10 protein-coding genes are annotated in these 11,752 nt (G+C 35.5%); 2 read left to right on the top strand and 8 right to left on the bottom strand.

The window, feature by feature from the left end:
- Positions 1 to 363 precede the first annotated feature (363 nt).
- Positions 364 to 1,815, bottom strand: coding sequence for a hypothetical protein (locus tag LS81_RS09035; RefSeq protein ID WP_034346607.1), 1,452 nt, complete (start codon positions 1,813 to 1,815; stop codon positions 364 to 366).
- Positions 1,816 to 2,088: 273 nt separating this feature from the next.
- Between LS81_RS09035 and LS81_RS09030 the strand changes: the two genes are divergently transcribed.
- A complete protein-coding gene (locus tag LS81_RS09030) occupies positions 2,089 to 3,801 on the top strand; it encodes an ATP-binding protein (protein ID WP_034346606.1) in 1,713 nt (570 codons plus the stop codon).
- Between the two features lie 8 nt (positions 3,802 to 3,809).
- Complete coding sequence (locus tag LS81_RS09025) at positions 3,810 to 4,439, top strand: META domain-containing protein (protein ID WP_034346605.1); 630 nt, start codon at positions 3,810 to 3,812, stop codon at positions 4,437 to 4,439.
- A gap of 1,043 nt (positions 4,440 to 5,482) precedes the next feature.
- Here the strand turns inward: LS81_RS09025 and LS81_RS09020 are convergent.
- The 7 genes from LS81_RS09020 to mltG form a co-directional block, all read right to left on the bottom strand.
- Positions 5,483 to 6,037 (bottom strand): 2-oxoacid:acceptor oxidoreductase family protein, encoded by a 555-nt coding sequence (locus LS81_RS09020; RefSeq protein WP_034322343.1) that lies wholly within the window; start codon positions 6,035 to 6,037, stop codon positions 5,483 to 5,485.
- Complete coding sequence (locus LS81_RS09015) at positions 6,037 to 6,864, bottom strand: 2-oxoglutarate ferredoxin oxidoreductase subunit beta (RefSeq protein ID WP_034346604.1); 828 nt, start codon at positions 6,862 to 6,864, stop codon at positions 6,037 to 6,039. Before LS81_RS09015 ends, LS81_RS09020 begins: the two co-directional genes overlap by 1 nt.
- A 21-nt stretch (positions 6,865 to 6,885) precedes the next feature.
- Positions 6,886 to 8,016, bottom strand: a complete 1,131-nt coding sequence (locus LS81_RS09010) for a 2-oxoglutarate synthase subunit alpha (protein ID WP_034346603.1) — start codon at positions 8,014 to 8,016, stop codon at positions 6,886 to 6,888.
- Entirely contained in the window at positions 8,009 to 8,341 is a 333-nt protein-coding gene (locus LS81_RS09005) for a 4Fe-4S dicluster domain-containing protein (protein WP_034322978.1), read from the bottom strand. Before LS81_RS09005 ends, LS81_RS09010 begins: the two co-directional genes overlap by 8 nt.
- 221 nt (positions 8,342 to 8,562) lie before the next feature.
- On the bottom strand, positions 8,563 to 9,453 hold the full coding sequence (gene sucD, locus LS81_RS09000; protein ID WP_034322981.1) for a succinate--CoA ligase subunit alpha: 891 nt from the start codon (positions 9,451 to 9,453) through the stop codon (positions 8,563 to 8,565).
- A 41-nt stretch (positions 9,454 to 9,494) separates the two neighbouring features.
- A complete protein-coding gene (gene sucC / locus LS81_RS08995) occupies positions 9,495 to 10,658 on the bottom strand; it encodes an ADP-forming succinate--CoA ligase subunit beta (RefSeq protein WP_034346601.1) in 1,164 nt (387 codons plus the stop codon).
- 172 nt (positions 10,659 to 10,830) lie between these two features.
- Complete coding sequence (gene mltG, locus LS81_RS08990; RefSeq protein ID WP_233715945.1) at positions 10,831 to 11,745, bottom strand: endolytic transglycosylase MltG; 915 nt, start codon at positions 11,743 to 11,745, stop codon at positions 10,831 to 10,833.
- Positions 11,746 to 11,752 lie beyond the last annotated feature (7 nt).

Below are 11,752 nucleotides of genomic sequence, written 5' to 3'. Positions count from 1 at the left end.
GACAAAATTTACATTTAAAATCAAAGTCAAAAAATGCAGGATTCAAGCACACTTTGATTTTAAATGTAAAATGACTTTGATTTTAAATGCGGTTATACACATAATATCTCTACCATTCCCATAATGTTGTATTTACAAAACATATTAATAATTAAGTCTTCGTTGATAAATAACATGGAAGAAAAATAACATTGTATTTAGTATCAATCAATGTTATTTTATTATAAAGCCTTGCAAATGGCTTCCTTGTGTAAGACTATGTATAGCAAAATTTTCTATACAATCAATTATATATAGACTAGAGCACTCTAGTAATAAGTCATGCAGATCTTACATCTTTTGTAATTAAACTAGGTGTGTCAACTAAAACACATAATTAACTTGGAATCTAAAACGTCCAAATTGCGGATTCCCAAGTGCATAACCATAGGCTGCAAACATATTAATACTACTTGTAAATTTGTAAGTAGCACTTAATGCAACATCAAAAAAGCTTGCGGCTTTTACAAAGTTTGCATTGTTGTATAACAATCCTGTTTGATTTAGATTGTTGCCACGAGAGCCTTTTTGCAAATAAAAGAAATGCGATGTGTCAATATAGGCAACATCAAGAGCTGTGCTAAATTTTTTATAACCCATTTCAGCCCTTACGTAAGGCACGATAATAGATGAGTTTTTAAAACCGCCTACACCCAATATTCCAAAACCATTTGCTTCTGTCCCAGCATAGCTATTCCATAGATGTCCACCAAGCTTTAATCCACCTGTATTATCAATGATTGTCCCATAACCATCGCCAAAGCTACCAGCAAAACCAGCTGATGCACCAAAGAAACCTACAACCTTTCCTGCACCACCTTCTTCATCGCTTGCTTGTGTAAAATTATATTTATAATCAACACGAATATTATACATACCACGATCTTTAGCATACCAATCTTGCTGTCCAGTGGGCAACATACCACCAGCATTGTGTCCACCAAATAATCCTCTAAGATTTGCTGAACCACTATATATATATGGTTGATTAGCCATTGAGGTATAAGATACTTGCCCAGTAAATGTTAGATTTTGATTCCCAAAATTCGCACTATAGGCAATATCACCAAATACCATAGCATTTACCCATCTATGAATCCCAGCATACCAAAGATTATAGGATAACCCAGTCTCTTTTGTAAAATCAGCACCACTTTTTACATAAACCATAAACACATTATTACCAATACCAGCACCTTTTGAATCAATCCCTGGTAAAGATATATATATGTCATCACCCATCCAGCTGTCCCACCATTGAAAACCAAAGTTCATAGCGCCTATATCAGTATTCTCAGCAAAAACCCCAAGTGCCCTATCTAGGTTATTGTCATTAAAAGGAGTACCAGGACTTCTTTGTCCAAGTCTTACAACAGACTTTGTATGCAATGTCTCTTTTCCATCAAGTGTAATATAGAAATCTCCGATATTAAATCTATCTACAAGAGAATCTATGGTTTGTCCTCTAGATCCACCAATATCATTTTCTGTTGAATTATTATCAGGTGTAGCAGATCCTTTTGAGAAGAAGATACCCGCGGATGCACTCACACCATAGATAGCCCCTGAAGTAATTGTGGGTTTAAAGCGGAACTGGTATCTAACGCCCTCTCCATCTCTTCCATCAACAGCATTTATACGACCAAATGCAAATCCATCAATACTTGCATTATTAATCACATCAGAAAGCTTTGCTGCCTCTAAATTACCAAACATACTTGCCACCATAATACTACCTAAGGAAAGACTAAAGAGAGCGCTTCCATGTTTTTTCATCATTAATCCTTTCAAAATGAGACTAGCTTATATTACATAGCTTCTTCGACTTTACAAAAAAAATATTAAAAAGTCAATAAAAATAACGGGAAAATATGGTAAAAACAACAAAAAGTAAATATAAGTGTTCCATTAATACGCAAATACGCAATAATATTGGAATTATTTCTATATTATCATTATTGCATAGAAAATAAGTCTATATTAGTTATTTCAAAATATATACACGATAGAATCTAAGCGAAAATAGCAATAAATATAAAAAGGTTGTTTGTGCAATTTTTGATCGATTTTTGTTCCGCGGATTCTATAGAAAAGAGCCTAGTATTTCCACTACTTAATTGTTCTAAACACGAGGCTGCAATTCTGCGTGAAATAGTGAGTCTATATATGTGTGGAGAAAATGAAGTTGACATTCAAATGTTTTTAGAGCAAAGATATTATGCCAAGGGCTTTGAAGTGTTGCCCTACTTAAAAGGAATCTTACATCTAATGAGGCTTGGTTGGCTAATTGCTCAAGATAGGTTTGTGCAAGAGAGATGTGAGAGTGCACTTGAGCTACGCAATGCAATCATTAGTGTTAGTCCAAATCTTCTAAGGCTTTTAGAGCATGGTCGCTTATTTGATAGTGATATTAAAGATACTACTTATAACAACTCTCTTGAGTATTTGCAAGATGAGTGGAAAAGACTGCAGCTCATGCGTCAATACAATAAAATTCAACCCATACTCAATACAAATTTATCACAATCCTGCGATGATTACATTAACAATATACTAGCAAACATTATTCATACAAATGCTACAAAAAATACTAAAACAATAAAAGTGCAACAATATTTTAAGAAGCATCATCTAAATTACCATGAAAAATTAATCTTTATTTCTCTAGCACAGGCTCAATATAATGGCGAATTTGGATTATCGTTAAGAGAGATTGTCTCACTTGGTAAAAATGAAGAAGAAAAAATAGTTTTACAAAACCTGCTCACAAACAATGCAAAGCTGTTAAAAGAAGGTATCATCACTCTTTTTGAATCTTTTTCAGATATGTCTTTCATGGAGCAAGAGTTTTGCATACCACAACATGTGTTTAATAATCTTATGTGCGAAAAATCGACCCAAAAAGCACTGCTTGAAGACGAGGTAGCAAAGAGTGAGATTTTTGATATTATTGCACCAAAAAAGGGGTTAGATTCTGTAATTTTACAAGATCATGTAAGAGAATATTTTGAAATTTTATTGCAGCATTTGAATCCTAAAGTGCATACACTCTTACACAAATGGGGAATCAAAGAACATGCAGATATAGATTCTAAAATCTTATTGTATGGGGCTAGTGGCACAGGAAAAACTTCAAGTGCATATGGACTTGCTAGAGATTTAGGACAAAAAATTCTCTATCTTGATTGCTCAAAAGTATTGTCAATGTATGTTGGTGAGAGTGAAAAAAATGTACGCAAAATCTTTAATGAGTATCAAGCCATAACAACAAGAACAAAAGAAAAACCTATTTTATTGCTTGATGAAGCAGATCAGCTATTAGGTTCTCGCAATGACATAGCTGGTAGCACAAGTCGAATGTATCATCAAATGCAAAATATATTTTTGGAGCAAATAGAGAAGTTCTGTGGTATTTTAATCGCTACTACAAACCTTGTTGATAGTCTTGATACTGCATTTTCTAGGAGATTTCATTATAAAATACTCTTCAATATGCCCGATAAAGCCATGCGTGAGAAAATTTGGTTACTACATTTACCAAAACATGCGGATTTTGCAGTCACAAAAGAACATATTGCAAAAGAATTGAGTGAATTTAACCTTAGTGGTGGACAAATAAAAATTATTGTATCAAATACGTGCTACAAAGTCGCAACACGAAAAGATTTAACATTTAGTCTAGATGACTTTGTAGCAGAAGTTAAAAAAGAGCAAGATGGTGCTTTTGGTGCTTCAAGAAGCATGGGTTTTACCAATAAATAAGGAATTATATGAAAAGAATTATAAAAGTCATCTCTTTTTTTATTTTATTGTTTATTGCATGTAGCATTAGTGGTTGTTTTCTATTTGGAATGAAAGGTATTTTTGAGGGGAGCAACTATCAAATTGTAAAACTTGAAATTGACAATAAAGTTGTACTAAGCCCACAAGAACTTGCCTACCAAGCAAGAGAGCAACTACAAAGCAATCCAAATGCTTACTTTACAAATCCATACGACTCAAATGTCCAGAGACAATCAAGCAGGATTGATGATTTAAATGCTAGTTTTGAGCAGTTAAAACAAAGAAATCAAGACGATGAAAATGATGATGAAAGCACACCGGCTACGATACTAGCAAATATAACATTTAGGGCGACTTTTAACCTTGATCGTTCACAGGATATGCTTTATGGAAAGGCTGGGTGCAATGATTATACGGCGAAGTTTTTTTGGCAAGATAGCACAAAAATAGTTATTTCTGGTGCAGCAAGCACACGCAAACCATGCACACCAAAAGAGGTTGCATATTTTCAAAATACATTGATACGCAACCTCGATGGAATCTATGTGGTTACAAAGCTTAAAAATAGAAAAGGTTATGTCTTAAATAATGGGCGTATGAGGATTTATATAAAATAGAGGTATGGCTTTTATAATACATAAAAGATTTGTATAATTTTTGCAACTATGGCCAACAGATGGTATAGAGCTCAAAGGTTTTTATCTATTGCATTGATGATTAAGAAAAATATTTCAGATTCCATATCATGCTTTGTGTCGGTTAATAAAATCTTATAATGAGTTTTTATATCTTAAAAAGTTTGGAATCTTTTTTGTAACCTCAAGCCTTGAAAAACCAAAAGTGAAGTATTAACACTAATATCGCAATAAAGATTTGTGTCGTACTTAAATGACATTAAAACATGAAACAAGCTATATACTTTTACTCATCCTCTTGCAAGTAAAATATAAATTATTTACAAAATATAAATTATTTACAAAGTTAATTTGCTTTCAATCTCTCCAAGTATCATGGTAACCCAAAAGCTTAGTTATACCTGTGAGGTTGAATTTAATACAAGGACTTTATCATATAAAGATAATAATCCAATAGAAACTTGTGTATCTCTTCAATATAAAAACAGCTATAAAATTTCAGACAAATAAAAACCTTCAAAACATGCCTTATTGAAGAATTTTTTGAAAAAATTGTTATATAGTTTTTTAGAAGCATCAAAAAAGAATCTGCGAATATATCTACAAGTGAAACCTATGAAAATATATCTTAAAATGGATGTATATTTCTTGAATTACACAAAAATATAATCAAGATGTATTTGAAGTAGTAGTTTTGATTGTATATTTACAAGTCTTGGTCTCTGCAATCCATAATATTTTAAGTTCATGAGAATTTTTAGCCACCAGACACTTATCATCTGTAAGTTATTCTGCCTCTAATTTTATCTCTATGTATTTCAAAAAACTATGAAAGATTGCCCTTCTCAAATATTTCAAGGAATATTTTTTAAAATTAAACACAAAGCTACTATTTTTCTGCAAACATAAAGAATTAATAATGTCAACCTCTCGCACGATACAAGGTTTTTTATACTCTAAGGCTTTTACAAGCCTTAGAACAGAATGTTTTTTACGATAAAAATCTTAACCGGAGGGGGGGGGTGTTATTTATTTAAACATTCAAGTGCATATTTCTTGCCAAGCTCATATGCCTTTTTATTCAGATCTGCAACCTTTGCAGGTACCTTGCTCAGCATTGTTTCAATCACTAACTCCTCAGAGACGCAGTTTGTAAAAGTAACAGTCGCTGCAAGGGCTACAACACTTTGAGTTACTACATTGCCCACTTCTTCTTTTGCAATTGTAATAATTGGAATCTCATAGATTCTAAACCTTTGTCGATCCTCATCCGTAGGCTTCACAAGGTTTGGCTCCAACACCACGATACCCTGCTCTTTAATGCCAGACTTATAGATATCATAACTCATCTGTGCAACAGATAACATAAAGTCAATATTGCCATCCATTGCATAGGGATATAAAATATCTTCACTATCAAGCAAGATATCAACCTTTGTAGGACCACCACGCACTTGACTTGTATAAGTGGAAGCTTTAACACCATAACCACCACCTCTAATTTTAGCTTCAGCCAAAATTTCACCAGCCAAAAGAACGCCCTGTCCACCAACACCCGTAAATCGCAATTGATGTTCCATTAATGTCCTCCTTTTGCAGTTACTTTCGCCTTATATGCAGCATACGCTTCACAATATTCTTCTGTTTCTGTGTCATGCTTTAGTATTCCTGTTGGAAACTTTCCTTTCTTTTCTTCATCGCTCAACTCGTCATATTTTCGTTTTGGCAAAATCCTAGAATCAAGCCATTTTAGCATGTCAGTAGCCTCTACCATTTTATTTTTTCGCCCAAGATTCACATGGCAATTCGAGTTAACATCAAACAAGCTAAACCCTTTATGCTTGAAGCCTTCAATAAGCACTTTTTCAAGTTTTTTAGGATCCAAAATACTTTCCCTTGCAACGAAAGTCGCACCCGCTGCTGCACCCAACTCACAAATATCAAACTGATTGTCAATATTGCCTCCAGGTGCTGTAACAGTCCAAAATCCCTTTGGTGTCGTTGGCGAAGTTTGTGAATTTGTTAAACCATAAATAAAATTATTAACAATGATGTGGTTGATGTCAATATTTCTACGACACGCATGTATGGTGTGATTCCCACCAATTGCTAAACTATCACCATCACCACTTACAACGATTACATGTTTATCTGGGTTTGCAAGTTTTATACCTGTTGCATATGCCAAGGTTCTACCATGTGTTGTATGCACCGTGTTGCAATTTACATAAGAGCTCATGCGGCCACTACAACCAATTCCACTCACCAAACACACATCATCCATATTCCAACCAACCGCATCAATAGCACGTATAATGCTTTTTAAAATCACTCCATCACCACAGCCCCAGCACCAAAGTGTTGGCATTTTTTCTACGCGCAAATATTCATCATAATTAAAAGCCATATTTCTTCCTTTATTATCAACCTACTTCATAGAACGTAATTTTTCGATTACTTCATTTGGCGTTATAGTTCGCCCATTTGCTCGCCCCATAAATTCAACTCGACGTCCAAGTATGCGTTCAACCTCTTCTCTATATTGCCCTTTATTTAATTCCACCATGAGAATCTTTTTAAATCTTTCACCTATTTTCTTTAACTCTTTTTCTGGACTAGGCCAAATTGTAATAGGGCGGAACAAACCAGCTTTAATCTCATTAGTTTTACGCAACTCATGCAATGCTTCTTTTATACCCAATGTAGCACTACCATAAGATATAATCGCAATATCAGCATCCTCAAGATAAAGTTCTTCATTATTGCTTAGATAATCTGCTCTACTTTCTACTTTATTAAACAATCTATCAATAAGGGCCTGCCCTTCAGCTGCATTTTCAGTTGGGAATCCAATTGCACCGTGATGCAAACCTGTAATATGGTAGCGATAACCTTTGAAGAAAGGATTCAATACAGCAGGCTCATCTGGTCCTACGCCATAAGGTTTGTAATCTTTTGGATCACCCATAAATTGCTTTCTCACCTTATTGTTCTTTTGAATTTCCTCAAGTGTTGGAATCTGTGTTTTACCATACATGTGCCCCAAAGTCTCATCGAGCAGCAAAAACACAGGTTGCATGAATTCTTCTGCAAGATTAAACGCACGCACACTTTCTGTATAAGCTTCAGCTAAAGTCCCTGGTGCCAACGCAATCGACTTATAATCACCATGTGTTGGATGTTTTGCAAATGCAACATCACCCTGCCCTACTCTTGTTGGCATACCAGTGGATGGACCAAGACGCATAACATTCACAATAACTAATGGAATCTCTGCCATATAACCCAATCCAATTTGCTCTGCTTTTAGTGATATGCCTGGACCAGAGCTTCCAGTCATCGCTTTTACACCACTCATGGATGCACCAAGTGCTACGGATATACCACTAATCTCATCTTCCATTTGAATAAAATTTCCACCATGATGTGGTAATAAATGTGCCATTTCATGCATAACATCAGAGCTTGGCGTAATTGGATATCCACCATAGAATTTACAACCTGCATCAATAGCACCCATTGCAACAAGCTCGTTGCCACCTGTAATTACCTCACGCATTGCTTACACCCTCCTCAATTGCCATAAATCGATTTGCTTTTATCTTTTCTGCTCTTTCTTGTGCAGCCTTATCTGTTTTTGCAAATTTAAATTTCTTTCTATCTGCAACGGTAATAGCAAAATCTGGGCAGTGTAACTCACATTCCATACAACCAATACAACTTTGTGGATACATAACTTTTACAATTTTACCTAACACTTTGTGTGCATCAAGCTGCATTGCTAATACTCCAGCAGGACATCGCGATACACAAATATCGCAAGCTTTACAGCGTTTCTCATTGACCCACACAGGCGTGTTTTCAGGCATTAAAACATCTGACATATTTAGGTTCTCCTTAATAATTTGAACTTTTGGGTTTAATCTTAAACACATAATCTCGCAAATAGATCTCACAAAACATAATAAAAATCCACCGCTAAATTCTGTTGGCTAAAATCCAGCTAACTATTTTCATAGAATCATAAACTTACATGCCAATTTATCACTGCAAACTGTGTCTGTTTGCAGTAGAGTTAATACGGCAATAACATATATAACTTTTATTACTTGATGCCTTTATCAGCTAGAAGTTTTTTCATTGTTTCACCAATAACTGCTGGACTCTCTGCCACAATAACACCTGCTGCACGTAATGCCTCTTGTTTTTCTGCAGCCGTGCCTTTTCCGCCGCTTACAATCGCACCTGCATGTCCCATTCGCTTACCTTTTGGTGCAGTAGCACCAGAAATGAATGCTACAACGGGCTTTTTAATCTGCTCTTTAATCAATGCAGCAGCATCAATCTCTAAGCTACCACCAATTTCACCTACCATAACAATTGCCTTTGTTTCTGGATCTGCTTCAAACATAGGTAAAATTTGCTTATAGCTCAAACCAATAATTGGATCACCACCGATACCTACAGCAGTTGAGATTCCTAACCCTTGTGTTACAAGCTGATTAGCACTTTCATAAGTGAGTGTTCCACTTTTTGAAATAAGTCCAATGTTTGTGCTAGATTTCTTAAAGATATAGCCTGGCATAATACCAATTTTACACTCATCGCTCGTAATGATACCTGGACAATTTGGTCCTATCATATCCATGCCTTGTTTTTTTGCATACATCTTTGCAAACATAATATCTTTTGTAGGTGCACCTTCTGTGATCACAACAGCAAGTTTAATTCCTGCTGCTGCTGCCTCAATAATCGCATCAGCAACAAATGCTGGTGGAACAAAAATCATGCTCACAGTAGCACCAGTTTTTGCAACCGCTTCCTTCACGGTGTTAAACACAGGTTTACCTAAATGCTCACTTCCGCCTTTATTAGGTGTAACACCACCGACAATATTTGTACCATAAGCTATACACTGCTCACTATGGAAACTTCCTTCTTTTCCTGTAAAACCCTGAACGATCACTTTTGTATCTTTATTTACGAGAATACTCATCTTTTCATCCTTAACATTATCATAATACTTTTTAATTCTACTTATTTTGCTGCCGTAACTACTTTTTGTGCACCATCTTTTAGATTCTCTGCTGCGATGAGATTTTTAATACCAGCAGTTTTTAGAATCTCTTTAGCCTTTTCTGCATTCGTGCCATCAAGTCGCACAACAACTGGGACTTCCACACTCGTAAGCTTTGTAGCCTCAATAATTCCATTTGCAACCCTATCACATTGCACAATACCACCAAAAATATTGACAAAAATAGCTTTTACATTCTTGTCTTTCAAGATGATTTCAAAACCTTTTGCAACCGTTGTAGGATTTGCACCACCGCCTACATCAAGAAAGTTTGCGGGTTGTCCACCTTCATATTTAATGATGTCCATGGTAGCCATCGCAAGTCCTGCTCCATTAACCATGCAACCTACATTGCCCTCTAGCTTTACATAGCTAAGATTGCTTTCACTTGCTTCAATCTCACTTAGCTCTTCTTCTGTAAAATCACGCATAGCAACAATATCACTATGTCGATATAAAGCATTATTGTCAAAACCAAGCTTTGCATCAAGTGCCAAAAAGCTCCCATCTCCTGTAAGAATCATAGGGTTAATCTCAACCTGTTCTGCATCTTCATTGATAAATACATCATAAAGCGATTTTGCAAATTGGCTAAATGGTTTTTGTTGCTCCTTTGTGAGCCCTAATCCAAGCGCTAACTCAAGTGCATGAAACGAGCGGAAACCAATAGTAGGATCAATGGCTACTTTAATGATTTTTTCTGGACTTCTTTCTGCAACCTCTTCGATCTCCATACCACCCTCTGTGGAAGCGATGAATATCGGCATCTCAAGTCCTCTATCTAATACAACCGCAATGTAGAATTCTTTTTTAATATCTAAGCCTTCTTCAATATATACACGCCCCACCTTTTTACCTGATGGTCCTGTTTGATGTGTTACCAAAGTCATACCAAGCATAGAATCTGTAAGTGTTGCCACCTCATCTAAGCTTTTAGCAAGTTTCACACCACCTGCTTTACCACGACCACCAGCATGTATTTGTGCTTTTACAACCCATACACTACCGCCCAATTCATTTGCGATAGCTTTTGCTTCATAACCATTATTGGCTACTCTGCCACGAGGCGTCGCCACCCCGTATTTTCTCAAAACTTGTTTCCCTTGATATTCATGTATATTCATGTTATGCTCCTATTTTTCACGAAGGAATTACAAAGTGAAACACAGGTAGCACATCAAGGTATCTTGTGTAGTGCTAGGGATATTGCGTTTCGCTTTGGTTAGTCAATTCTCTTACAAATTCACTTAAAAGAAGTTAAAATGTGATAAAAATTCACAAATTTTACTCAGAGTGTTAATTTTTTACCTTTTTTATATTTTTGAGGTGTTCTGTATAGGTTGCACTAAAGTCGTGTGTACCGCTCTTGTTACGCATAAAATAGAGATAATTTGTATTTGCTGGATTTATTGCTGCCTGGATTGCTTCAACACTTACACTACCACTTGGCGTACGCGGTATCCCACTATGTTTATAGGTGTTAAACTCACTCAGATCATTTCGGATTCTATCTGGTGTAATACGAGTGTGTGAATATTTCCCATAATTTAAAGAACCATCCATTTGCAATGGCATCTTTTTTGCAATGCGATTATCTATAACGCTTGATACAATTGGCATCTCAGCAACATTTGCTGCCTCCTTTTGTATGATGGAAGCTTTTGCGATGATTTGAAACCATTGCTCTTTATCATAATGTCCTATAAATTTGATAGCAAGTAGCTTATGCTTCTCAAGAGATTGATTGATTAAGGTTTGCATGATAAAGTCAGGGTCAGCATGATAAGGCAAACTATAAGTGTTTGCAAGGATAACACCATCACTATAAGGAGCATATTTATTATAAAGTGTCTCCAATTCGCTCACGCTAAAATTAAATGTCTTTGCAATCTGCCTTAAGAAAAAATAGTTTGTCTCACCTGGTATTAAAGTCACATTTTTCATTGGTGCTTTTGAGGTTGCAAGTGCATTTAAAAATTGCCCCTTACTTAATGTTTGCTGTGGTAACTCTATCCAACCACTTTGTGGTCTGCCAATGAGTCGCAAAAAATATGTATCAATCAGACTCACATTATAACCTTTGTGTTGCAGATGTGTTATAATTGATCTTGTTGAACCTTTAGGGATGTAAATAATCTTCTCTGAATATATAGGGATTGAAAGGTAAAAACACGCACCAAGAAATAATATCAAAAATAATTCAAAGAGTATGTTTATA

The sequence above is a fragment of the Helicobacter trogontum genome (assembly GCF_000765905.2).
Taxonomy (GTDB): domain Bacteria; phylum Campylobacterota; class Campylobacteria; order Campylobacterales; family Helicobacteraceae; genus Helicobacter_A; species Helicobacter_A trogontum.
The sequence above is the reverse complement of the archived record's forward strand: the minus strand, read 5'-3'. Positions and strand labels throughout refer to the sequence as shown.

Bases quoted from the DNA above. Each gene is read 5' to 3' on its own strand.
- LS81_RS09035 (WP_034346607.1), bottom strand. From the start codon at position 1,815: ATGAAAAAACATGGAAGCGCTCTCTTTAGTCTTTCCTTAGGTAGTATT.
- LS81_RS09025 (WP_034346605.1), top strand. From the start codon at position 3,810: ATGAAAAGAATTATAAAAGTCATCTCTTTTTTTATTTTATTGTTTATT.
- LS81_RS09020 (WP_034322343.1), bottom strand. From the start codon at position 6,037: ATGGAACATCAATTGCGATTTACGGGTGTTGGTGGACAGGGCGTTCTT.
- LS81_RS09015 (WP_034346604.1), bottom strand. From the start codon at position 6,864: ATGGCTTTTAATTATGATGAATATTTGCGCGTAGAAAAAATGCCAACA.
- LS81_RS09010 (WP_034346603.1), bottom strand. From the start codon at position 8,016: ATGCGTGAGGTAATTACAGGTGGCAACGAGCTTGTTGCAATGGGTGCT.
- LS81_RS09005 (WP_034322978.1), bottom strand. From the start codon at position 8,341: ATGTCAGATGTTTTAATGCCTGAAAACACGCCTGTGTGGGTCAATGAG.
- sucD (WP_034322981.1), bottom strand. From the start codon at position 9,453: ATGAGTATTCTCGTAAATAAAGATACAAAAGTGATCGTTCAGGGTTTT.
- sucC (WP_034346601.1), bottom strand. From the start codon at position 10,658: ATGAATATACATGAATATCAAGGGAAACAAGTTTTGAGAAAATACGGG.